General features: G+C 51.9%; 20 protein-coding genes. 14 read left to right on the top strand and 6 right to left on the bottom strand.

The annotated features are described in order from the left end of the window. Window positions 1-131 precede the first annotated feature (131 nt). The 3 genes from AC4G46_RS05145 to AC4G46_RS05155 all read left to right on the top strand — a co-directional run bounded on the left by AC4G46_RS05145 (window position 132) and on the right by AC4G46_RS05155 (window position 5,183). The gene (locus tag AC4G46_RS05145) at window positions 132-1,649 is read left to right on the top strand and encodes a glycosyl hydrolase (protein ID WP_491126976.1); all 1,518 of its coding nucleotides are present in this window, start codon (window positions 132-134) and stop codon (window positions 1,647-1,649) included. Window positions 1,650-1,680: 31 nt separating this feature from the next. Continuing rightward, on the top strand, window positions 1,681-4,371 hold the full coding sequence (locus AC4G46_RS05150) for a discoidin domain-containing protein (RefSeq protein ID WP_491126977.1): 2,691 nt from the start codon (window positions 1,681-1,683) through the stop codon (window positions 4,369-4,371). Window positions 4,372-4,727: 356 nt separating this feature from the next. Next, window positions 4,728-5,183, top strand: a complete 456-nt coding sequence (locus AC4G46_RS05155) for a Dps family protein (protein WP_491126978.1) — start codon at window positions 4,728-4,730, stop codon at window positions 5,181-5,183. A gap of 104 nt (window positions 5,184-5,287) precedes the next feature. Here the strand turns inward: AC4G46_RS05155 and AC4G46_RS05160 are convergent, their stop codons facing one another. Both AC4G46_RS05160 and AC4G46_RS05165 read right to left on the bottom strand, forming a co-directional pair. Beyond that, on the bottom strand, window positions 5,288-5,992 hold the full coding sequence (locus AC4G46_RS05160; RefSeq protein WP_491126979.1) for an AIM24 family protein: 705 nt from the start codon (window positions 5,990-5,992) through the stop codon (window positions 5,288-5,290). Between the two features lie 41 nt (window positions 5,993-6,033). After that, on the bottom strand, window positions 6,034-6,561 hold the full coding sequence (locus tag AC4G46_RS05165) for a hypothetical protein (protein ID WP_491126980.1): 528 nt from the start codon (window positions 6,559-6,561) through the stop codon (window positions 6,034-6,036). Window positions 6,562-6,832: 271 nt separating this feature from the next. On the opposite strand from AC4G46_RS05165, the gene AC4G46_RS05170 reads away from it, so the two are divergent. The 5 genes from AC4G46_RS05170 to modB all read left to right on the top strand — a co-directional run bounded on the left by AC4G46_RS05170 (window position 6,833) and on the right by modB (window position 11,243). Further along, entirely contained in the window at window positions 6,833-7,519 is a 687-nt protein-coding gene (locus AC4G46_RS05170) for a M50 family metallopeptidase (RefSeq protein WP_491126981.1), read from the top strand. Window positions 7,520-7,707: 188 nt separating this feature from the next. Continuing rightward, window positions 7,708-8,358 (top strand): hypothetical protein, encoded by a 651-nt coding sequence (locus tag AC4G46_RS05175; protein ID WP_491126982.1) that lies wholly within the window; start codon window positions 7,708-7,710, stop codon window positions 8,356-8,358. A gap of 221 nt (window positions 8,359-8,579) precedes the next feature. After that, window positions 8,580-9,545 (top strand): helix-turn-helix transcriptional regulator, encoded by a 966-nt coding sequence (locus AC4G46_RS05180; RefSeq protein ID WP_491126983.1) that lies wholly within the window; start codon window positions 8,580-8,582, stop codon window positions 9,543-9,545. A 219-nt stretch (window positions 9,546-9,764) separates the two neighbouring features. Then, a complete protein-coding gene (gene modA / locus AC4G46_RS05185; protein ID WP_491126984.1) occupies window positions 9,765-10,547 on the top strand; it encodes a molybdate ABC transporter substrate-binding protein in 783 nt (260 codons plus the stop codon). A 33-nt stretch (window positions 10,548-10,580) separates the two neighbouring features. Then, window positions 10,581-11,243, top strand: a complete 663-nt coding sequence (gene modB / locus AC4G46_RS05190) for a molybdate ABC transporter permease subunit (RefSeq protein WP_491126985.1) — start codon at window positions 10,581-10,583, stop codon at window positions 11,241-11,243. 88 nt (window positions 11,244-11,331) lie between these two features. Here the strand turns inward: modB and AC4G46_RS05195 are convergent, their stop codons facing one another. Then, window positions 11,332-12,351, bottom strand: a complete 1,020-nt coding sequence (locus AC4G46_RS05195) for a helix-turn-helix transcriptional regulator (protein ID WP_491126986.1) — start codon at window positions 12,349-12,351, stop codon at window positions 11,332-11,334. 119 nt (window positions 12,352-12,470) lie between these two features. Further along, window positions 12,471-13,244: a polysaccharide deacetylase family protein gene (locus AC4G46_RS05200; protein ID WP_491126987.1), complete on the bottom strand. Its 774-nt coding sequence runs from the start codon at window positions 13,242-13,244 to the stop codon at window positions 12,471-12,473. A 189-nt stretch (window positions 13,245-13,433) separates the two neighbouring features. Between AC4G46_RS05200 and AC4G46_RS05205 the strand changes: the two genes are divergently transcribed. Continuing rightward, window positions 13,434-14,843, top strand: coding sequence for a deoxyguanosinetriphosphate triphosphohydrolase family protein (locus AC4G46_RS05205; protein ID WP_491126988.1), 1,410 nt, complete (start codon window positions 13,434-13,436; stop codon window positions 14,841-14,843). 216 nt (window positions 14,844-15,059) lie between these two features. Continuing rightward, complete coding sequence (locus AC4G46_RS05210) at window positions 15,060-16,835, top strand: methyl-accepting chemotaxis protein (protein ID WP_491126989.1); 1,776 nt, start codon at window positions 15,060-15,062, stop codon at window positions 16,833-16,835. 94 nt (window positions 16,836-16,929) lie between these two features. On the opposite strand, the gene AC4G46_RS05215 is transcribed toward AC4G46_RS05210, so the two are convergent. After that, window positions 16,930-17,865 (bottom strand): D-2-hydroxyacid dehydrogenase, encoded by a 936-nt coding sequence (locus tag AC4G46_RS05215; protein ID WP_491126990.1) that lies wholly within the window; start codon window positions 17,863-17,865, stop codon window positions 16,930-16,932. A gap of 112 nt (window positions 17,866-17,977) precedes the next feature. On the opposite strand from AC4G46_RS05215, the gene thpR reads away from it, so the two are divergent. Continuing rightward, window positions 17,978-18,583 carry an RNA 2',3'-cyclic phosphodiesterase gene (gene thpR, locus AC4G46_RS05220; RefSeq protein WP_491126991.1) on the top strand — a complete coding sequence of 202 codons (606 nt, stop codon included), beginning with the start codon at window positions 17,978-17,980 and terminating at the stop codon, window positions 18,581-18,583. An 82-nt stretch (window positions 18,584-18,665) separates the two neighbouring features. Beyond that, window positions 18,666-19,556, top strand: a complete 891-nt coding sequence (locus tag AC4G46_RS05225) for a cell wall hydrolase (protein WP_491126992.1) — start codon at window positions 18,666-18,668, stop codon at window positions 19,554-19,556. A gap of 69 nt (window positions 19,557-19,625) precedes the next feature. Here AC4G46_RS05225 and AC4G46_RS05230 read toward each other — a convergent pair whose 3' ends face one another. After that, window positions 19,626-20,813: an MGDG synthase family glycosyltransferase gene (locus AC4G46_RS05230; protein ID WP_491126993.1), complete on the bottom strand. Its 1,188-nt coding sequence runs from the start codon at window positions 20,811-20,813 to the stop codon at window positions 19,626-19,628. A gap of 305 nt (window positions 20,814-21,118) precedes the next feature. On the opposite strand from AC4G46_RS05230, the gene AC4G46_RS05235 reads away from it, so the two are divergent. Together AC4G46_RS05235 and AC4G46_RS05240 are read left to right on the top strand one after the other, a co-directional pair. Then, on the top strand, window positions 21,119-21,694 hold the full coding sequence (locus AC4G46_RS05235; RefSeq protein ID WP_491126994.1) for a TetR/AcrR family transcriptional regulator: 576 nt from the start codon (window positions 21,119-21,121) through the stop codon (window positions 21,692-21,694). Between the two features lie 243 nt (window positions 21,695-21,937). Beyond that, window positions 21,938-24,292: a YhgE/Pip family protein gene (locus AC4G46_RS05240; RefSeq protein WP_491126995.1), complete on the top strand. Its 2,355-nt coding sequence runs from the start codon at window positions 21,938-21,940 to the stop codon at window positions 24,290-24,292. The last annotated feature ends 288 nt before the right edge of the window (window positions 24,293-24,580 follow it).

Raw genomic sequence — 24,580 nt, forward strand, 5'->3', positions numbered from 1 at the left:
CACCTTATGGGCCCTGCTTACCGGCAGGGCTACTAAGCTATAGTCCTCATCCGGTTGCAAGAATAGGAATCCCTGCCGGGAACCCTTTTTTGGCACCTATGCGGCTATGCGGCTGGAGAAAGGAGATAACATTGAACACTTACCGCAAGTACCGGCTGTACACCACTGTCCTGCCCATTATCTTTATCCTTTCTTTGCTGCCCTGGTCCGAGGTGCGCAGTCTTCCTGTTACTCAAACACCGGTAGGCCCGGCAGCAGAAATTACCCCGATTAATCCTGACGCTTCCCCGGAAGCGGAAGATTTACTAAGCTATCTCACAAGCCTGAGCGGTACCGGACTGATTTCCGGGCAGCATGACTATCTGGAGAGCCCTGATGAATTTAACAAAAAGCTGAAGTCAATAAGCGGGCAGTCCGCCGTGCTGCATGGTTATGAGCTCGGAGCAATTGGCAATCAGCCGAAATCCCTTATAGCCCAGCAGCGCCAGTGGGTTGTGGACAGTGCGATCAGCTGGCATGAGGGCGGAGGCATCGTAGCGATGACCTTCCATCAGAATCTGCCCGGAACCTCTGACGAATGGAAGAATGTCAAGATGGGGTTAAGCCAGGAGAAGTTTGATGCTTATGTGACTCCGGGTACCGCAGAATATAACAAGCTGATTGCTGATATTGATGAAATTTCCGTTTATCTGGACCAGCTTCAGGAAGCCGGAGTTCCGGTGCTGTGGCGGCCTTATCATGAAATGAACGGGGGCTGGTTCTGGTGGGGGGAGAAGGAAAACTTCGTCAAGCTCTGGGACATTATGTACAGCCGCCTGACCCGTACACACGGACTGAATAATTTGCTGTGGGTCTGGAATCCGAATGCGCCTAATGAATCGTCTGATGAATATGATCCTTATTTTCCGGGTATCGACAAGGTGGATATTCTGGCTGCAGATATTTACAATAATGACTTCAGGCAGTCCTACTATGATAAGCTGCTGAGACTTGCGCAAGGAAAGCCGATCGGCATCGGCGAAAGCGGAGAGCTTCCAGACCCTGTAACATTGTCTCAAACCCAGAGCAAATGGGTATATACGATGACATGGGGGAAAATGCTGACGGAGAATAATAATAACCAGAAAATAACCAGTTTTATGAACAATAAATACATTGTTTCAAGGGATGACTACATTGTTAACCTGGCCAGCAAGGTAGACAAGACAACCGCTGTTCAGGCCAAAGGATTAAGGGCACAGTATTTCAATAATATTGACCTGACCGGCGGTGCAGATCTGATCCGCAATGACAGTAAGATCGACTTTAACTGGCATCAGAATTCGCCGGCGGTCGGAATCCAGAAAGATCTTTTTTCCGTCCGCTGGACCGGAACCATTAAGCCTTTGTACAGCGAAAGATATACCTTTATATCCTCCTCGGATGACGGAGTCCGCGTCTGGATCGGCGGCAGGCTGATTATCGACAGCTGGAAGAAGCAGAGCGGCGACAGCCGGGAGGGTAGTATACTGCTGAAAGCCGGAACTCCATATGACATCAAAGTCGAATATTATGAGGATCACGGCAACGCAAGCATTGGTTTACAATGGAAGAGCGCCAGTCAGAAGCAGGGAGTTATTCCCCCGAGCGCATTGACTCCTCCTAAGTAATCTACCCCCGGAAGAAAGCGAGGACAAGGGAATGAGGACCAGAAATAAGAAGAAAAAAACCATTAAACCTCTTCATCTACTGCTTAAATTCGCAGCTTTAGCCATCTTGTTTCTAGTGTCTATTTCTGTCTTCGGAGAGGACGGCACGAAACGGGGCGAGGTGGAGGTAGACATGACCAAACTGTCATCAGCAAGTGATTCTGGCCCGAAGTTGCCTGACGGGACTATGCTGTGGCAGCTTGGCAAGCATGACGGATCGTCCGCAGAATTTGCGGCAGCTACTTCTGCTGGTGTCAAAGCCGCCTATACTGTTTCTTCCGCCTCCGGCAAGACGCCTTCAAATCTTCAGGGCGTACCTTCGGGGCTGAGAGGGGATACCAATCCTGAGCTGAGTATCACCTACAATCTGAATAAGATCCCGGAGAACGGGGTCTTATTTCGCGTAAGCATCATTGATGCCTACAAATCCGTCCCCCAAATGAGTGTTTTCTCCAACAGCCAGCTGTCCGGCATCATCCAGATTGCCGGTGTGGCCGGCACAGACAACGAATACGGTTTCCGCAAAACCTATGAGCTTTATATACCGAAAGAGCAGCTTATAGCAGGGAGCAATGAATTGAAGCTGCAGGCTGCCCGGGGAATCTATTCGTCAAGTATGGAGGATAAGTACAACTGGTGGACCTGGGATGCCCTTAGTCTGGAATCGCTGAATGAGCCGATTCTGGAACCGATACATGGCAGCTACACACTGACGGGCACGATGGTCAACAATAAGCAGTTTTATTTTGACGAAGGTGCGGTTACCCATCTTCCGTATATTATGAAATGGCTCGGTATAGCATACAGCGGCAACGTTATGCGTACCAGCTGTGCCAGCGACGTCGGCCGCTCCTGCTCCAACATGGCGGATTATTACAAAGTGCTTCAGGATTACAATATGCAGTCGGTGGCTCTTTACCTGTATACCGGAGATATCAAGCTGAATGCTGACGGCTCACTGCCGGCGGATGCAGAGAAGAAGCTGACAGATTACTTCGAGCAATACAGCCCTTATTTTCAATATTATGAGGTTGATAATGAGCCGGGGCTGTTTAACCGTTCCAAAGCAGTTAACCTGGCCATTGCCGACTGGCTGAATACGAAGGGCAAGACCATTGCCCCGCATCTGCAGACTGTTGCACCGGGCTGGGCCTACTGGCCTGAATATAGAACAGATTCCTGCGGCAATCAGAAAGGGACCGTCAAACAGTGCGGCGATCCTGACGGCTGGGAACGTGATCCCGAGCAGAGGGCCGAGCTGGAAGAGGTTACGGATCTGACAAACGGGCATTCCTACGGGGACTCCTATATTTTCAGCGACGGGGGAAGCTTCACTGAGAATCTCAAAACCTTCGGCGGTGCGGCAGACGGACTCAGCAAAAAAATGCTGACCACTGAATTCGGTACTTCGGATTCACATGTCGATTCTTACCAGTACGGGGCTTCCGAGCCTACGGCAGCGGTATTTGACCGGATCATGCGCGCCCATGTTGGTTACGCGGATATGTTTGTGCAGCATGCCGCTTTCTTCAAAAATTTCAGTCTGTTTAAATACGGCTTTAATCTGGAAGAGCATGATCCGGCCAAGACGGAAATCTATTACACCAAAGAAAATGAGGATTCCCGGGTAAGCATTATGCGCAGGCTGAGTCTTGCCTATGCCACGCATGGAGCACCATTAACCTATCAGATCACCAATAAGGATGAGCTGGCCGACAAGCTGGTCTATGTCCGGGCTGTAGACACCTCAACCCTGGAGCCGCTGGCCGGCAGCGGAGCTACATCCAATAAGGTGCTGGTGAATTTCATTAACTTTGAAGAAACAGAACAAACCGTTAAGGTTAAAGTCACTATGCCTGAAAAAACGGTATACGAAGGAGAACGTTTCGGCAACGGGGATACCTATGAGGCAGCACGCATTTATGTAACCGGAAAAAATGCAGCCCCTGAGCTCGAATTCACCGAGACCTTAGCGCCGGGAGAGGCGGTCCAGTATATTCTGGAGCCTTCTTCCGGGGTGGCGGATGCTGCGCCACAAGGCTTCAAAGCGCAGGCAGTAAAAGGGTTATCCATGAAGCTGAGCTGGCTGGAGGCTCCCGGAGCAAGCTATGAGGTGCTCCGGGCCGACGGCTCCGGCGGGGATATGAAGGTTGTAGCCACGAATGTGCAGAGCACCGGATATACCGACAGCAAGCTGAAGGAGGGCATGCTTTATACTTATGCAGTAAGGGTTGCCGGTTCGCATCTTCTGTCGGACAAAGTGCAGATTACTGCTACAGGTCTGGTTCCGCTGGACCGTTCAGAATGGAAGGTCTCCTCCAACATCAGTACCAGTGTTTCCAATCCGGGCGGTGCCATAGACGGAGACCGGCGCACACGCTGGGATACCGGCAAGCATCAGGCATCAGGGGAATATTTTCAGATTGACCTCGGCAAAGCCCATACGGTTGAGGTGGTAGAGCTAGATTATACTCTGTCCTCCTATGACTATCCCCGCGGCTATGAGCTGTACGTTTCAGATGATGCGCAGAACTGGAAGCGGGTGGTCAGCGGTAAAGGCCAGCTTAGTATGACCCGGATCCCTTTTCCTCAATTAAAGACGCGTTATATCAAGATTCTGCAGACAGGAGCCGGAGGGAATTACTGGTCCATTCAGGAACTGCAGGTATACTCAAGAGAATAGGGTACAGGAGTGGCAGCAATTCTGCATTCTTGTGAAGGGACCCCGCCGCTACCGGCAGGGTTTTTGCTTTGTATAGGACGGCGGGATTTGCACATGCTAAAAAGAAGCAGATAATCGCCCTGCTATGCTGTTTATGTCAGATTCTATCCCGCCGCCAGGTGATTTATGTCAATATAGCTGTACTCCGCTGATTGTGATACAAATAACAGGTTTCTCCTATTAGGTATGCTAGAATTTGCAGCAACAAAAGCGAAAAACAACCTTGCAGACAGCATATCATTATGTTATATTGTATATAGATTTAGATTGAGTCTAAATACAATAACAAATAAATTCACTATAGGAGGCTATTTAGAATGAGTACTCAAGTCAATAATCAGACTGAATTGCACGCTGCATTGAACCGCCAGACTGCGAACTGGACCCTGCTCGGAGTGAAACTGCATCACTACCACTGGTATGTGAGCGGAACACAATTCTTTACCCTGCATGCCAAGTTCGAAGAGCTCTACACCGAGGCTGCCACCTATGTGGATGATCTGGCTGAACGTCTGCTCGCTATCGGCGGTAAGCCGGCTTCGTCAATGACCCAATATCTGGCCCTCTCCGAGCTGAAGGAAGCTGTCGGCGGCGAAAGTGCAAAAGAAATGGTTGCCCAGCTGATTAAGGATTTTGCACATGTCTCCGAAGAGCTCAAGAGTGCGATCTCCGCTGCGGAGGAGCTTAGTGACCAGCCGACGGCTGATCTTCTAATCGGAATCAGAACCAGTGTCGAGAAGAATGCCTGGATGCTGAACGCTTATCTGGCTTAATAACAACTGCTTGATGAATGGCTGAGCTGTTTTGCCCTGTGCAGGCTGCTGTATAATTAAAAGTGCCCGTGCGATAACCGCACGGGCACTTTTAATTATACAGCCTATTTAATGAATACACCGCCAAATGGCAGCGCCTCACGCAGAAAACGCTTGATGATCCCATCCTCGTCATGCTCCCGTTCAAAGCGGCGGCTCTGGCGGCCTGCCTGAAACAGCACCGGACCGTGGCCGGTCATTTTCCAGTGATAGCTCATATGCTGGCTGGCCAGATGATTGCCGTAAACGGTCAGCTCGAGCCTGGCGTTCTCCGGATAGGCAATAATACTGCCTGCATCCACGTACAGCGGCTCGGTGGGATGCAGTTCAGCCTCGCAGACCGTTCCTTCGGTAAGAATGCCGATGCTGCCGTGGCCGGCAAATTTCACCTTCACCACATCGCGGGTCACCAGCATATTTTTCATGCTCAGTACGCGTGTCTGCATCGTAATTCCATTACTGTAGAAGAACAGGTGCCTGAAGTCATAGAGCAGATCGCTTTTGCCGTCCAGCTGCAGGGTTTTGACCTTGTAGCCTGGAGGAAGCGCTGCGACAAACCGGCAGGGTCCGGACAGATCAGAACGGATCAGCTTGCGCTTGCGGTACATGCCCTTGACATCCATCAGCCGGTCAGCCCTTCCGGAGGAAGGGCCCTGATATGCAATTATCTGCTGAGGATGCAGGACATGAACCTCTTCGTTCTCCCCGACAGTAAAAGCAAGGGCTTGTCCGCTGCTGCTGTCACCTTCATCCTGGATGTCAACGTTCATCGTTCATACTCCTTCCTGTTGAGAGAGAAACAGATACTGCGTTAACGCAGCCTGTCACGCAGGCTGTCGCTTTTTGTGGAGCGGTGGCGCATCATAAAGCGCAGCAGCCGGATGATAACAAAATAGCCAAGAATAAGGGCAATTCCGGTAATCACTGTAACCTTTATCCGGTTATAATAATTCTCCCGCTCGGTGCGGTCATTTTTGAGTTCATCAACAACGAGGCTGAGCTGGCGGTTCTGCTCCTGCAGGGCCTCATTCTGGGCACGGTAGGTCTCCATCTGCTCCAGCGTCTGCCCCAGCTGGCTCTGGGTTTCCCCCAGTGCATCAACGGTCTGGCCAAGCTGATCCTTGGTCTGCTGGAGCTCTTCAACAGTCTCCTGATAGCTCTGCTGCAGCTTGTTTACTTCGCCCGGCAGCTCTGAGAAGTTCTGTAATCCATTATATAAATCACTGAAATAATTGGCCTCTGCTGCCGGAGCCGGGAGGTAGACGGAAAGACCGAGCAGCAGCAGGGCTGATAGCGTCAGCTTCTTCCATGTGCGGGTTAAAGGTTGTATGAGTTTCATATCATTCACCACCTGAAAATAGGTTCGTACTTACTATTATTTTAGCATAGAGAGGCAGGCCCTGGCACTTTTGATCGAAGTCTGGCAGCATTTCGGCATCTGCCTGACAGACGGTGTGTGATTTTGGCGGAAAAGATCAGTTTAAGGACTTTTACCCTTCGGCCTACAGCAGTAACCAAAGAGTAATACAGCGATTCGGACAGGCAGGTTTCAAATGGCTTTTCTTAAATAATGAATTTAACGTATACTGTGAACGGGGAGGGCTGATCGTATGAATAAATGGCTGAAAACCGTGCTGTTTCTCGCAGGCTCCGCGCTTTTGACACGCCTGATTCCATTCTCATCGGTGTTCCGCAATCTGGATACGATGTTCCACGAATTCGGGCATGCGCTGGTAACCCTGCTGCTCTCGGGACAAGTGCTGAGGATCGAGCTGTATGCAGACCATAGCGGTGTAACCTATTCGGCTGTTGAAGCAGGACTTCGGCCAGTGCTGGTATCTCTTTCGGGTTATCCGTTGGCGTCGCTGTTTGCATTGCTGCTGTTTTACTTGTACGCCGCAGGGCGTGAACGCTGGGGGCTGCTGTTATCCTCGCTGGTCGCTCTGATTATGCTGGTGCTGTATGTCAGGGGCGGCTTCGGCATGCTCTGGCTGGGCGGGTTCATCGCCCTTAATCTGTCCCTGCTGTACATCTGGCCCAAGGCACTCAAATACTATTATCTGTTCCTGGCCTTTCTGACGCTGGAAGAGTCGGTAATGGGCACATTGTTTCTGCTCTCAGCATCGCTGCTGTCACCGTCCAGAGCGGGAGATGCGGCAAATCTGGCCGGACTTACTGTTCTGCCTGCCGTCTTTTGGGCTGCATTATTCTTTCTGTTTTCCTTGCTTTGTGCCAAATGGTCGCTCGCCTGCTTTTTCAGAAAGGAACGTGCGAAGGTTACAAGAGGGCGCCGGTGAAGGTCTGATGAGAAATTCGTCAGATTTAGACAAAAGGACATCAATTCAAAAAGAGCCAATCTGCTTTTTAAGCAGTTTGGCTCTTTTTTTGTCGATAATATAGAGACGAACATACATTCCATGACAAGGAGTTGTCCGCCATTATTGGTACATTAATAGAAGAACCAAAAAAAGAAAGAGGTGGAAATATGCAAGCAAGTATCCAGCCCATATTTACATGGAGCCGGAGCCGGATTTTTGCCGGAGCATCCCGGAATTTAATATTGCTTGTGGAATGGAAAGGGTTGAACCAGCGGGAGGAGGTGCGTAAGCAAAGCCGCAAGCTGGTGGCAAAGGAGATCGAGCTGCGAATCTGGCTGGAAGCACACCTGACCTTTATCGGGGCCTACGGCTGCACCGCTGAAGCCGGGGAAGGGAGATCCCTGCTCCTGAAGCTGGGAAAGATCCATGCCGGAGCCCGCAAGTTCATTTGCCTGGAATTTAAAACCGAAGGCATGCCTGCCGGAATCCATGAAGCACTCTGGCTGCAGTGGCAATACAAGCAGCCGCCGGTGGAACGGATCAGGGAGCTGCCGCTGCAAAAGCTGGGACTCGAATATACGCATCATACCGATGCACTGACGCTGGATAATTGCTTTCATGTTGAAAAGCATCTGGAACTTCTAAAGATGGTTAAGGTGCTTGAGGAGGTGCCGCTGTCAGACAGCCGCAGAAGGGATCTGGTGCTGGAGGAGAGGCTGCGCAGACAGGCGGATAAGCTGCTGCTGCTGGCAGCACGTTCAGGCGATATGCAGCTGGTAAAGGAGGCTGAAGTGCTGTATAAGCAGCTTGAAGCCTAGCAGGCCAATTCAGCGGGATAAGCAGTGTTACATACATAATAAGAATCACCCGATATTGAATAAGGTGCTTTACAGCTCATGTAATATAAATGTGGTAATGTAGTAAAATAGTTCTATTATCTTTTTGTGACTCGGTTATTTGATTATCATTTATAGATAAATATAACTAAATTATTAAAAATAATGGGTCTATTTTACCATATATCAAGGGGAACTGAAAAATGACAGACCGATTAATCCGGCTGATGCGCATCATCACGCTAGTGCAGGCAAAACCTGGGATTCTGGCGCGTGAGCTGGCGGAGCGCTGCGGCAACAGCGAAAGAACGATTTATCGGGATATGGATGCGCTCAGCGCCATGCATATTCCGATTACCCACTTGGGGCATGGGAAGGGATATGCTTTTATCGGTAATTTTGCATTGTACCCTTTAGATCTCACGGATGACGAGGCGGCTGCCTTTTCACAGCTGCGTAAAGTGATGAAAGATATCAAGCCTTTGCTGCCTGCTGAGTTTGAAACTGCCTATGAAAAAATAATGGCTGCACAATATAAGCAAAGGGCGGAAAGGGAAGAAACGATGGAAAGTGTGAGAAAGGAAGCCGGGCAGCCCGGCGCAGACTGGAATTCCATGCAGCTGGAGCAGTCTGTTTTTCTTACGGAAATCCTCTCAGCTGTAATGAAGCAGCGGAGCATGCAGGCAGACTATTGTGAGAATGGCAAGGAGGAGCAGGCGCTCCAGGTTGACCCCTACTGTCTTGTTCCGCTGGAGAACCGGATTTATCTGATAGGTGCCTGTCACCGTTTCGGAAGAATCCGCGCTTTTCATATTAATGGCTTCTCCAAGGTGAAGACGCTGAATAACTGGTTTTCCAAGGAACGCTTTGACCTGCAGGCCTTTATGTCGCAAAAATGGAATCTTGATCAGGACAGTGTACAGATCGAATTCAGAATCCGGTTCTCGGAGCGGATGATGGAGCGGCTGAAGTATGAGGAACTGCCGGTAAAGCCTAGCAAGGTGGACAGACAGAACAGCTGTATGCATTTTAAGGTCGCTATTGAGCAGGATATCGCTTTTGTCCGCTGGCTGATGAGGTTTGAGGAGGAGGCTGAGATCCTGGAGCCGTTTTATTACAGGGATGTGCTCAGATATCATATGGAACAATGGCTGATGCTATACAAATAATCAGGATACATCAGGAATTGTTCCTGTTGTACCCTGGATTTAGACCCGCGATACAGGCAACTAATCTGATTCGTGCGTATTTGACCTATGTTCAATTTATATTATATATAACTATTCATAGCTAAATATAAACAAACATAACTAAACATATAGTATTATAAAAAAGGATGTGCTAAAATAACACCAAAATATACAGATACATAAGTAGGAGGAATCCAAATGTTCAAGAAACTCGCTGTGATCATCATGTCTGTTCTGCTCGTATCGGGTACATCGGCAGCGCCCGGGAATGAGGTACAGGCAGCAGCCAAGAAAACTGAGATTATCGTATCCGCAGCTGCCAGCCTGCAGGACAGTCTGGACAAAATCGCGGTACAGTACGAGAAGCAGCATCCTGATATTGACCTTGTCTTCAATTATGGTGCTTCAGGCACACTGCAGAAGCAGATTGAACAAGGAGCGCCGGCGGACCTGTTTTTCTCTGCCGGGGATAAGCAGATGAAGGCGCTGGTAGACGGAGGGCTTATCTCGGAGAATAAGCAGCTCTTAAAGAATCAGCTGGTGCTGGTTGTTCCTGCGGACTCCAAAACAAAAATTACTACTATAACACAGCTTACGGACAAAACCTTTAAAAAGGTAGCTGTCGGCCAGCCTGAATCCGTGCCGGCCGGCCAGTATGCCCAGCAGTCATTGACTGCCAAGAATGTATGGGATACACTGCAAAGCAAGCTGGTATTTGCCAAGGATGTCCGCCAGGTGCTTTCCTATGTAGAGACAGGGAATGCGGATGCAGGCTTCGTATACAAGACGGATGCCCTGACTTCCAAAAAGGTGAAGATCGCACTTACTGTAGGCGCACATGTGCATAAAGCCATTAATTACCCTGTAGGCATTATCAAGGAATCTGATCATCAGGCAGAAGCCATGGCCTTCTATAACTATGTTCAGACAAAGGCAGCAGGCGGTGTCTTTACAAGCTACGGCTTTTCACTGGCCAATTAATTCATCGAATGAAGATAAGCGGGGTGAAAGCGGATGGAGATTAACTGGACTGAATTTTTCGCCCCGGTCTGGCTTTCAGTCAAAATCGCTGTAATTACCAGCATTATTGTATTTATTCTGGCTACCTATGCGGCCAAGCTGATGGCGGGCCGGAAATTCCCGGGTTACAGTCTGCTGGAGACTGTACTGATGCTGCCGCTTGTCCTGCCGCCCACTGTAGTCGGGTTTGTGCTTCTGGTCATTCTGGGACGCAGGAGCTGGATCGGTGAGCTGTATGAACGCTTTACAGAGCAGACTATTCTCTTTACGTGGGGATCAGCGGTTATAGCGGCTGTAGTTGTCGCTTTTCCGCTGGTCTACCGGACCGTCAAGGCCGGCTTTGAGGAAGTGGATAAGGATCTTGAGGACGCCGCACGCGCCCAGGGGGCCAGCGAGCTGCAGGTACTGCGGTATGTGACGCTGCCGCTGGCAGGCCGGGCGCTGGCTGCCGGATTTGTGCTGGGCTTCGCCCGGGGGCTGGGTGAGTTCGGGGCGACCATTATGGTAGCCGGGAATATTCCGGGGCGTACCCAGACTGTACCGACTGCAATCTATGTTGCCGTTGACGGCGGCAATATGACCCTCGCGTGGATGTGGGTCTGTTCAATCATAGTCATTTCTGCGCTTATGCTGATGTTTGTTAACCGCCGTTCCTAAGCGGTGAAAGTGTACGATTACATACAAAAACTCCGGCTTTGCCTGTTCAGTCAGGGAAAGCCGGAGTTTTTCTTTATGCTTCCAAGCGTTATGTTTCGTAGATAATCTCACCAGTTCCTGTAAGATCATAGCTGTGAATCGTATTAAGCTCATTCTTGAAGGCCGGGGAACGCAAAATATCGAGCACTGCGCCAATCCATTGTTCATTCTCCGGCTTCTTGAGCATCACAAGATCATAACGCTCCTGAATCAGCGGGATGAAATCCAGACCTTCAATGATTTTGGCGGCCTTTTCTATACCGAAGCCGATATCGGCTTCACCTCGGGCCACGCGGCCGGCTACCGCCAAATGGCTGTTCTCTTCGGTCCCATACCCGCTCAGTCCGGCTGCAGGAATTCCGTGCAGCCGCAGCTGCTCGTCCAGCAGCACACGGACGCCGGAGCCGCGCTCACGGTTAATCAGCTTCAGGCCCGGCTGCTGCAAATCCTGCCAGCCGCGGATATTCCGCGGATTACCCTGCTGTACATAGAGCCCGGCGCTGCGGGTCAGCATATGCACAACAAGATAAGGGAAGCCCACCAGCAGCTTGCGGATATAGGGGAGGTTATATTCCCCTGTATCGCCGTCCAGCAGATGAGTGCTGACTATGTCCGATTCGCCGTTGTACATGGCAATCAGGCTGTCGAGACTGCCGGCATAAGAACGAAGCGGCCGGGAGGAGGGCAGGCTGCGCTCCAGATGGGTAGCCAGAATATCAAGTGACATGTCCTGCCCGGTAATCACTATGTTCGTTGCAGCAGCCTTAACCGGTCCGGCCCCAGGCTGGGTGAGGTGAAGCGGAGGCGAAAAGGTGGCCGGCGGCAGAACAAACGGCATACCCGTCTGCAGAGGGACGGGTGCGGCAGAAGCACCTTGCGGCGCTGCGGACGCACTGGTGCTGCGCGAATTCTGCTTGTAGGCCTCCAGATCAGAGTGGTCTACCCGCATCTGTTTGCCGACACGGTATGACGGCAGCTCACCCTTTTTGATCAGGTCATAGACCTTTAATTTCGATATCTTCAACAGCCGGGCGATTTCCTCGGTTGTATAGGAAGTATTCTCGGACATGGGATAAAGCCTCCTAGAGGTGCACTGCGGCAGCGCCCAATCAGTCTAAATGATAGATCAAGCCTACCTTATTTTGAGAGCCTGTGCAATTATAGAACCTTCAGGAGGCAGGGTAGTCCCTAATAGGCAAGCTGTCTAATGTCTCCCGCCTTCTCGGAGGCTGACAGTCCGATCAGTTCGGAGACGGTAATAAACCGGTATCCCTGCTTCTCCAGAGCGGGCAGAATGATCTGCAGGGCCTCATGGGTCTGGGATTGTCCATGAACATAGTCATGGAAGAGCACAATATCACCGCTATGAGCATTCGTGATGACTTTGCTCGAGATATTCCAAACCCCCGGCCGGTTCCAGTCGCGTGTATCCTGATGCCACGACCACAGCACGGGCTTCAGCCCCATGCGGTTAGAGACATTGACCAGCGTCTCGTCGTACATCCCGCCCGGCGGTCTGAAAAGGCTGCTGTGCCGGCCGGTAACCTTTACAATCTCGTCTTCCGTCTGCTTCAGCTCCTTCATTACCTGCTCTACAGAGATGGGCCGTTTGAAATATACATGGTTATAAGTGTGATTGGCCAGCTCATGGCCCTCTGAGATAACCCTGCTGGCAATTTCAGGGTGGGCGGCGATTTTTTTGCCTATGGCGAAAAAGGTGCACTTGGCGTTGTATTCCTGCAGTACATCGAGAATCTTGTTGGTGTCGGTCGGGTCAGGTCCATCATCGAAGGTCAGGGCAATCACTTTCTGGCGCGTCGGCACCTCCCAGATCATGTCGCCCTTCTGCTCGTGATACTGGCGGTTCTTGATATCGGAACGGGCCAGGGCGTGGCTTGACCAGCTGGCCAGCAGCATGAGCAGGGCCAGTACTGCTGCAGATATTCGGCGAAATCTTTTCATGGTTGTCAGTTTCACTCCATAGCGGACCCGTGTGCGGGGAACGGGCTATTTTGACCTTAGAATGCTCCATCCCTGTGCTGAAATATTCACGGTAGGCGAGAACTCGTTTTTTCTATTTTAGAGTGAAAGTTTTGCCGGAAATGACTATAATGAAGTACTAAATACAGAACATGGATAGGGGCAGCGGATATGACACTAATTGAGAAAAGAGAGCACAGGCAATATCCGGAGATTACCCGTCTGGAGACATCAAGAGCCGCGTATGAACGCGACTATTCACGCCTGATCCACTCACCGACCTTCCGCCGGCTGCAGGGCAAATCACAGGTATTCGGCGCCGGCACAGGCGATTATTACCGGACCCGTCTGACCCACTCGCTCGAGGTGGCGCAGATTGCCCGCGAGGCAGCCAAAAGCCTGTTGCGTTCTTATCCCGAGGTGGAAACCGGACAGGCGGACAACCCCGGGCTTGTCATTGATCCTGAAGTGGTGGAATGTGCAGCCATCGCCCATGATTTCGGTCATCCCCCGTTCGGGCATAAAGGGGAAGAGGTGCTGGACAATATCCTGGAGCAGCTTATCGCCAAAAAAACAGCCGAGGAAGCGCTGAAGTCAGGCGCCGGCCCGGTACAGAAGCAGACGATCGAAGGGAATATGAAGCGGCAGTATGAGCATTTTGAAGGCAATGCGCATAACTTCCGGCTGATCATGTTCCTGGAAAAGCGCGAGAATATCGACGGGCTGAACCTGTCCGATGCTGTGCTGCTGGGGATCAACAAGTATCCTTTTCCCGGCACGGTGCTGAAGAAGGGTATGTATCTGTCCGAATGGAATTATATCTCGGAGATCCGCAAGGAATGGGGAATTCCTGACGGCAAAAAGACGCTGGAGGCCCAGCTGATGGACCTGTGCGACGACATCGCCTATTCCGCGCATGATCTGGAGGACGGGATCAAGGCGGGCAAAATAGAAGTCCATGAGCACTTTATGCACGATGCCTATATCCAGCGGCTGATTGTGGAGAAGATCACGACACTGGAGGATTCCTTCTGGAAGGACTGGCAGCCTGAAGCGATCCATATCAAGGTGGAGGCGGTGCTGAGCGAGTTCCTGAGAGTCTGGATGGAAAAGATGCCGACCTGCGAAAATGATTATTCACGTACGCGCCGGGAGGTGAAGGCTTACTGGGTAAGCACCTTCGTGGCCAGTCTCGGGGTCATTTCCGACGGGGACTGGAAGAAGGTCACATTCATCAAGGATGGCGCAGAGGATGAAGATATGCTGCGGACGGTCAGTGTGCTCAAAAGCTTCGCCTGGGTTACAATGATCCGCGACCTGCGCGTGCAGCGCCTGCAAAAACGCAGTGAATGGATTCTCCGCCGGCTGTGGGGGGCGTTCAACGATCCGGAGACCTCCAAGGCGATCATTCCGAGCGACTGGCTGCAGCGATTTGAGAAGGATCAGCGGCAGCAGAAGCCGATCTGGACCTGGGAGCATATGGTGATCGACTATATCGCCGGGATGACGGATGCTTTTGCCGAAAAAATTTATAACGAGCTGTACGGCCTTAAGGTAGGCTCCATTTACGACCTGGATTAAAGCCGTTCAGACAGACCGGACTCCCTGCGGGAGCCCGGTTATTTGTATAGAGGAGTAAAGCCGGTTCATGGTTTGGAATATATGACATCATCTAAAAATATCCGTAATCCTTGCCGAAATATAGAGTGTAATGTGTCGTTTTGCCCAATTGTGAAAATGAAAGCAATCGATTGTAAATTACGTGTAAAGTTTTCGGAAATCAGAGGGGGCATTGTTGTGGGAAAAGAGCGGAATCGTATGGAATCCGTACTGAAGCAGACAAAAGGTACTATGAAAAAGGGCATGGAGGCCAGAAAAAAAAGCGTTGGAGCTAAAATCGCCACAGGCTACGCAGCCTTGGCCCTACTGGTTCTGCTAATCGGGGGTACCTCCCTCTATCAAATGTACAATATGCAGAAAAACACAGGGAATATTGTTGAAGAAGCAATACCGGCGCTTAATCAGGTGCATGATATCAACTATTATACAGAGCACATTATGGCGCTCAGCATGCAGCATATTCTCAATACAGACAGTGCTGAAAAGGCAAAGCTGGAAGAACAAAGGGGTCAGGCGATCCGTAAGGTTGCCGATATAATGAAGCTTTACAGAGAATCGCTTAACAGTGACACAGGACTGGAGCAGCTGTCAGCCCTTAGTGACAAATGGAATGAATACATGACGATCAATAATCAGGCTATCAAGCTCAGTGATGAGGGAAATGAGGAGCTGGCGCTGGAGGTCTCGCAAAAAGGGATTGAAGCCTTCAATGCGATGCAGATTGATTTGGAGGCGCTGGTCAAGCACAGCCAGGAGGATGCCGAGCAGGAAGGGAGACACTCGGAGGATGCATTTCACGCCTCGCTTACTACTATCAGTATAATCATACTGCTTGTATTGCTGACCATTGGCATAATCAATATGGTAATCCGTAAGACGATTATTAACCCGATCAAAGCGGTAACCGCCCATCTGCAGCGGATTGCGGAGGGGGATCTGACCTCTGAGGATACCTTGATCCGTAATGAGGATGAGGTCGGGCGGCTTGCCAAAACCGTCAATGAAACAAACCGGACGCTGCTCGCGATCGTCGGCCAGATCCGTAATGTCTCCGGAATCATCGCCCGGCAGGGCGATGAGCTGGTCCGCACGGTGTCAGGGACCAAAGAGGGAAGCAGCCAGATTGCCGTGACAATGGAGGAGCTGGCTAATGCGGCAGGCAGCCAGGCGGAATCAGCAGTGGAAGCCTCCAAGGCGGTTGAGGATCTGAACAAGCTGATCAATGATTTTTCCGGCAAAGGAAATGAGCTGCTGCTGCATTCGGATCAGGTGCGTACCAAAGGCGAGCGGGGCAGGGCACTAATGGAAAGCTCGGTGGCGCAGATGGGCCAGATTGCCGAAGTTGTATCCCACTCGATGGATACGGTGGAGGAGCTGAACCGTAAGAATGAAGGGATCTTCCGGCTGGTCGGCTCCATCCGCAGCATCTCTGAACAGACCCATCTGCTGGCCATCAACGCGGCGATAGAGGCAGCCAGAGCCGGGGACAGCGGGCGCGGATTCGCGGTCGTTGCCCAGGAAGTGCGCAAGCTGTCAGAGGATGTGCAGCAGACTGTATCCGAAATCACCAGCATCACCCAGGGGATTCAGGCTGATTCAAGAGAGATGGTGGAGCAGCTGCGGGAAGGTGTCCTGAAGACAGAGGAGGGCGGACGGCAGATTCTGGAGACCGGCAGCGCCCTGGCGGATATTAACCGCTCGGTAGAAGTGATGGCTGGGACCATTGATAATATGGGCGGAGACATCCGGAAAATGGCCGGTGCAAGTGAGACGATGAATGAATTCAGCCAGCATATCTCGGCGCTTGCCCAGCAGTCGGCAGCAGGGGTGGAGGAGACGTCAGCCTCCGCCAATGAGCAGGTACAGGCGACCAGTGAGGTGGCAGCCGGCATCGGCCAGCTGCGCAGCCGTCTGGTGGAGCTTGAGGAGTCGGTAACGCGTTTCCGGATATAAACCGCGATCAGCAAAAGACAAAGGGGTATTCCCGGCCAGGAAAGGCTGCCGGGAATACCCCTTTTTAAATAATTAAACCGGATGCTATACGATATTAGTATTGCCGGCTATAATCCACCAGGTTACGGGACGGCTGGCCGTCCTTCAGGTAAGCCTGTACATTCTCTGTAAAGAGCTCTACGATCCGGTCGGCATAACGGTCCGTCGTACCGGCGCAGTGCGGTGTAATAATGACCTGCTCCATGCCCCAGAGCGGATGTTCAGAAGGGAGCGGTTCGGGGTCAAAGACATCGAGGCCGGCTCCGGCCAGCTGCCCGCTGTTCAGCGCGGTCATAAGGGCTTCCGTATCCGTGGTCGCCCCGCGTCCGATGTTGATATAATAAGCCCCCTGCGGGCAGGCATTAAACACATCGGCATTAAAGAGTCCACGCGTTTCGTCAGTAAGCGGCAGGGTGTTGATCAGGAAGTCGGCAGATTCGGCTGCTTCCTGAAGCCGTGCAGTGGTGTAGACCTTGTCAAACCCGTCAACCTCTGAGCCTGAGCGGCTGATTCCGATGGTTTTCATCCGGAAAGCCTTGGCGATTCTGGCGGTCTCGCTTGCGATAGAGCCTGTTCCGGCAATGACGGCGGTTTTACCGGTCAGCTCGCTCTCCTTGCCGTCCGAATGCCACTTGCGTTCCAGCTGATTGCGGATTGCTGTGTGAAAGTTCCGGGTAAACATCAGCATGAATCCGATAATAACGGCCGTGATCGGCTCGGCATGGACACCGCTGGCATTCGTCAGCAGGATGCCGCGCTCCGCAAGCCTCCCGAGCGGAAGCTTCTCCACGCCGGCAGACCAGGTCTGGACCCAGCGGAGCGGTGAATCCGGCTGCAGCACGGTATCTGCTATGCCTTTGCCCCAGCCGATTATAATTTCCGCGTGCGCAAGCTGATCAAGATCCGGGCTTTTGGCATTTCCGAGTGTAAGGGTATAACCCGGAGCGGCGGCGAGAACGGTCTCCTGCTGCTGAGAAGTAAGGGGCTGCAAACAAACAATGGATTTAGTGATGATGGTTCCCTCCCGTTATACAATTTTCGTAAAATTGGCTGATCTTGTATACAATAAGGATAACAAATCTGTCCCGAAAGGTGAAATTCGCATGGAAAACCGTTTGACCGGCCGTGATCCTGAGCGTCTGTTCGTTGCCGTGAAGCTGCCTGAGGAGCAGGGAAGGCTGCTGGGACAGGAAGCGGCCGCTCTGTCTTCAAGGCTGAAGTTCGCCAAATGGACATATCCCGATGATTATCATATTACCCTCCAGTTTCTGGGTGACACCCCGGCTGCCCAAATTCCGGCACTGCTTGCTGCCCTGAAGGTAATTTCTGCCGGACAGGAACCGTTCAGGCTCCGTCTGGGGGAGTGGGGGACCTTCGGTGCTCCGGAGTCGCCAAGAGTGCTCTGGGCCGGGATTTCCGGTGAGCTGGAGCGGCTGCAGGAGCTCCGGCACAATGTTGTTTCGGCAACTTCGGCGCTGGGATTCATGACGGAAAAAAGATCCTATTCTCCGCACCTGACTTTAGCCCGTAAATACCGGGATGAACGCGTTTTCAGTACGGGACTGCTGAGCGATATGCGGGGCCGGCCACACACAATAGAGAACAATTGTTCGGTAAAAGACTGGACGGTTGATGCTTTTGTGGTGTATGCTACTAGAATGCATGCCATTCCTATGTATGAAATGATCGGAAAAATGTCATTTTTCTAAGCTTAAATCGACAAGAAAGTTTTCAAAGCTTCCATTTTCGGTTACATACAATAGGAATGTGCCGTAAACTAGGAGGTAAGTGATGGAGATTTTTAAACAAAACCGCTGTATTGCGCTGCTGGTCGGCGTAATTCTAGTGTGTTTCTCAGCGATAAGCCTGTTTAGCCCCGGCGTTGTTACCGAAGGCCAGAATACACAGCAATTGAATAAACTAGGCGGAGCCGGCCATGCCGAAGCCGCAGCGCTGCAGGTACAGCAATCGTCAGCTCCGGATAGGTCAAGCAGGATAAGCACCCCTATCTTTTATACATCAGCAGCAAGTCTTGGCCAGGTCTGGCAGGACAAGCAGCCCAAGGCGGAATGGATCGATCCTGGCAAGCTGAAGCCCAAGCAGGAAGCCGTTAAACCGACCGTTCAGCCCAAAGCCACTCTGATGAAGGCCCCGCCGGCAGTGCAGACAGCACTCAAACAGGCGGCAGCCAAGGGGAATCAGACCGTAAACAAAGTCAAAACGGCATCTCAGCAAAATCCCCCCCTAAAATTGTTCTTCTCCCGGACAAAGCTACTAAACCAGGAACAGCAAGCGGAAGCAACCTGGAGCTACGCCGTATCCGAAGAAGACCTGCTACTGCTGCAAAAGATTGTAATGGCAGAAGCGGAGGGTGAACCGTACCAGGGCAAGGTGGCAGTCGCCAACGTTGTTCTGAACAGGCTACGGTCAGCCAATTTTCCCGACACTATATATGAGGTCATTTATCAGAAAAGCCAGTTTAGCCCGGTAGCTAACGGGCGTCTTAAACGTGTGAAACCGAATGAAGACAGCATCAAAGCGGTCAATGCCGCTCTTTCCGGAGTGAAAGAGGTTACGGACGATACGTATTTTTTCCTGTCGCTGCAGCTGGCACAGGATCTGACCGTACATCATTCACGCACCTATGCCAAGACCATCGGCAATCATACCTTTTATAAATAAAGGCCCTGCCTGCAGACAACTAAAAAACCTCCAAATCTGCATCAGGCAGAATTGGAGGTTTTTGATCGTTCAGGGCGTAACATAAACAGCCTCTTCTGTCCGCGCCTGCGTCCGTGTGCTCCGCAGCTCGGCAGGTCCGTCCGCGGTCTTGCCCAGAAGCTGCAGCACCGTGGAGGCGCAGTTATGGGGCTGCTGGCGTTCCAGGGCGAGCCGCCGTCTGCGCTGCTCCTCAATCCCCGCGTATTCGCGGAGCAGGAGGGAGAACCATTTGTCCACCACCTGTGAGTCAAGCACCTCGGCCAGCCCGAGCTCTACGAAGTACTGGCAGTTCTTCTCTTCCTGGCCGGGGATGGCGCTGTAGAACAGCATTGGAATCCCTTTGGCCTGCCCTTCCGTGCAGGTCATCCCGCCCGGTTTTGTTATCAGCAGGTCTGAAGCGTCCATCAGCTTGTTGATTTCGCTGCTGTAGCCCAGAATTTTTACATTAGGATGATTTAGCAGCGGGGTGGAACGCATCCGCGCTACCAGCTTGTCGTTGCTTCCCATACAGAAGATCAGCTGAATCTGATCCATTCTGGCGGTAAGGGAATCCATGACATCCTGGCCGAACATCAGGCCCCAGCCTCCGCCCATAATCAGAACGGTAGGGATATCAGCGAGTCCGAGCTCTTTACGAAGCAAGGTTTTGTTGGAACGCTCCCAGAACTTCGGGTGCACCGGAATTCCGGTGACTGTGACCAGCTCAGGCGGAACTCCCCGCCCGGTAAGGATGGATTTGACCCGAGAGGTAGAGACCAGATAGCGGTCAGCCTCAGGGTTCACCCAGCTGCCGTGCGCGTCATAATCTGTAATCAAAGTATAAAGCGGTATATCCAGCCCCTGCTGCTTCAGCCTGGAGATGACTGCGGCAGGAATCGGATGGGAGCAGATAATAAGATCGGGCCTCAGCTGCTCGACCACCTTTTTGGCATGAGTATAAAAAACCCGGTGCAGCGCTGCACGGGTCAGCCGGTTCAGTGATTTATGATATTGGGTTTTATACATCATGCCGACCAGCTTAGGCTGGCTGCTGACTGTCTTGCGGTAAGCGGAAAGGATCCAAGGCGCAACCGTAGGATTCAGGAATTTGCCCAGCTCAATGACCCGGCACTGGACGTCCGGGTTAAGCAGTCTGATTCCTTCGGCCAGAGCATAGGCTGCCCCTGTATGGCCCGTGCCGAAGCCTTCCGAAAACAGCAGTACTCTTTTCTTTCGCATAAGTTCACCTGCTACTTTCCTTCATGGGTAGAATTGCGGGTCCTCTTCTTAGATCGAATACGAGATACCTCTCTGTAATAGTTCTATTACATTATACAAGGGAATGAACCCCTTATCTCACATTATACAAATAAGACGTAAATGGAAAGTTAAAACACTGCAATAAATTAAAAATAAAGAGCACAGCCGGGTATTGCCAAGTGAAAGGGAAAGTGATAAAGTGGGTAATGACCAAATGACCGGATTAGTAAAGTGGTCAGGACAATGTGGCAGCGAATTTTTTGCAGGAAAGGGAGTGGATGCAGGTGGCTGTGGTAGATCGAAGGCAGCTGGTGCTTCAGGCCGCGACGAAATGTTTTTCATTATTCGGCTATAAGGCAACGACAATGGATCAGGTCGCCAAGATTGCGAATGTCGGAAAAGGCACGATATATACCTTTTTTACGAATAAGGAGCAGCTGTTTGATGAGATTCTGCGTGATGTCATTACCGAGATGAAGCATATCGCCGAGCGGGAGATCAGGCGGGATAAGCCGTTTTTTGATAACCTGCACAGGGTGCTGGATGCACTGCTTGAATTTCGAAGCGAACATGAGCTGTTTATCAAGCTTTCCCAGGAAAGCCGCGATTTCGGAACGCCGCAGGCCGGTGACGGGCTCGACAAGCTCGAGAACGTTGTGCTGGAATATCTGCAGCGGGAGGTGGAACAGGCCATACAGCAAGGGGAGATCAAGCCGTGCGACCCCAAGATCGTGTCCATAGTAATGTTCAGGCTGTACATTGTACTGACCGCCGAGCTGAACAAGGTGCATGTACCTTTGAGCAAGGAACAGATCAAGGATTATTTTCACTTGTTTCTGTCAGATGGCCTGGCACAGTAAGTTATGACCTGCGGGAGGGAACGGCGCACAGTTTGTCCGCTGTCCCTGAATGCGGCGCTGCATCTGGAGAGTACAGCAGAATGGGTGAACAAATTTTTTTTGCTCTTGATTGACCGAATGGGGAAAATGGTCATCTGGTGTTACTGCAACTTTCATCCAGCCAGCAAATTAGTAGTACCGCCTAAACAGAGAGAGATTTATAGCTTTGTATAAAGAGCATATGATTATAAGGAGAGAACCAGAATGAAATCTTTATCTGTCTTTTTCAAGGACCTGGGCGCGGCACTGAAGAATCCGAAGGTGCTGATTCCCATGTTTGTCGTCCTGTTCATTCCCGTGCTGTACAGCGGATTGTTCCTCAAGGCCTTCTGGGACCCGTACGGCAAGATGAACGAGCTGCCGGTCGCTGTTGTCAATGAAGATAAGGGCGCCGAATACGAGGGCTCACAGCTTACCGCGGGAAGTGATCTGGTGGAGGAGCTTAAAAAGACCGACGGGTTCAAGTGGCATTTCGTATCCCGCGCCGAAGCGGAAGCCGGACTGGACGATAATACGTATTACATGGCGATTATCGTTCCTGAGGATTTTTCTGCGAACGCAACGACGCTGCTGGAAGCAGATCCGCAGCCGGCCAAAATCATCTATGAGCCGAACGAAGGCTATAACTTCCTTGCCGGCCAGATCGGCGGGACTGCAGTAAAGGATATCAAGACCAAGGTATCCGCAAAAATTACTGAAGCTTATACAACTTCCGTGTTCGATAAAATTACGGAAATCGCCGATGGGCTCGGCGAAGCCGGAGACGGTGCAACGAAAATTGCCGACGGCGCAGCCAAGCTGGATGACGGTGCGCTCAAGCTGAAGGATAATCTGCTTGTGCTGACCGAAGGTACAGGCAAGCTGGTAGAAGGCGTAGCTCCGCTGACCGAAGGTGTAACTGCCCTTAATACGGGTGCTGCGGCGCTGGAGAGCGGCAGCAGCACCCTGGCAGGCGGACTTGAACAATTGTCCGCTGCACACAAGAAGCTGCAGGCAGGCGTTGCCCAGACCGCTGACGGCAGCAAGCAGCTCAGCGCCGGACTGAAACAGTCCGAAGCCGGAGCCAAGGCTCTGCAGGCCGGCACACAGTCGGCCGTAGACGGAACAGCGAAGCTTGCGGCCGGCACACAGTCTGTCGTGGACGGCAGCGCGAAGCTTGCGGCCGGTCTGACGGACGCGAATGAAGGCAGTGCGAAGCTGGAAGCCGGTCTTCAGGCTTCCAAGGAAGGCAGCGCGAAGGTTAGCGCCGCTGCCAAGGCAGTATCAGACGGCCTGCAGCAGCTGGCCAAGTCGAACCCGCAGCTTGCTGCAAGCGCAGATGTGCAGAAGCTGCTGGCCGCAAGCGCCGCTGTAGCCGAAGGCACAGCGCAGCTCGATCAGAGCCAGCAGCAGCTGCTGGCTGGCGCAACATCGCTGCACAGCGGCCACGGGCAGCTGGTGCAGGGCGCGAACCAGCTGCAGGCGGGAACGCAGCAGCTGGATGCGGGGGTTACCCAGCTGCATGAAGGTGCGCAGCAGCTGAATGCAGGCAGCACGCAGCTGCTGGCCGGGCAGCAGCAGCTCCTTGCCGGCGCAGCGAAGCTGGAAACCGGCGGCGGTACGCTGTCCGCCGGGATGCAGCAGTTCGGCGCGAAGCTGGACGAAGCAGCTGCAGGCGGAGCGAAGCTGGCTGACGGAGGCAAGGCGCTGGAAGCCGGCACCTCTAAGCTGCTGGCGGGCGCAGGCCAGCTGAGCAGCGGCCTGAGCTCGGTAGCGGACGGCTCGAAGAAGCTCAGCGACGGTGCGGGCCAGCTGAAGGACGGCCTGGATGAGCTGAAGTCCGGTTCCGGTGAGCTGGCCTCCAAGCTTGGAGATGCCGCTTCCCAGACCAGCACCGTGAACAAGACGGATGCGCTGGTGTCCATGTTCGCACAGCCTGTGCAGATTGAAGAAGTGAAGGTCAGCGCAGTGCCGAATTACGGCACAGGCTTTGCCCCTTACTTCCTGTCGCTCGGATTGTTTGTAGGCGCGCTGATCTGCACACTGGTCATTCCGATGAGCAGCTCCGAAGTTCCAGGCGCCAGCCGGTTCAACCGGTTCATCAGCCGTACGCTGACCTTCTCGATGATGAGCGTGCTCCAGTCGCTGATGGCGGCAATGATTGTACTGTATGGTCTTGGCCTTGAGGTGCAGAATGTGGCCTTGTTCTACGCCTTTACCTTTATCACCAGCATCTCGTTCATGTGGATGATCCAGGCGATTGTAACCTGGCTGGATCAGCCTGGACGCTTTGTAGTGATTGTGATTCTGATCTTCCAGCTGACAACCAGCGCAGGAACCTTCCCGCTGGAGCTGATTCCGGGCTGGATGAAATTCTTCAACCCGCTGCTTCCGATGACCTACAGTGTCCGCGGGTTCAAGGCAGCCATTTCCACCGGCAATTACGGTGTGATGTGGAGTGATGCGGGAGCACTGGCCATTTATGGGATTGTATTCCTGGCGCTTACGTTTACGTACTTCATGACCCGTGAGCAGGAGAATGAAATTTCTGTAAAAGGTGAACAAGTTTTGACTGTATAATCACTTTATCTGAAAAAGGCTGATATGAACAAAGGGCGTCCCTGCGGGGGCGCCCTTGGTTTTTTATATGCGGAAAAGTCCATAAAAAAGAGTACATAGTGAAAAAGAAAACAGTCTGAAGCGTTTTCATTGAATAAGGACTTATACATTAGTTATGCATAAATATGCATGATAAAGTTTTTTTACACTTTCGCCAAGTAAAGCTGTACCGTAAAAACAAATGTTAATCAAACTCATAAAAAACTTTAAATTGCGCTCATGTCAGGTCGATGATAAACTTATATAACC

It is taken from the genome of Paenibacillus sp. fava2, assembly GCF_058313675.1.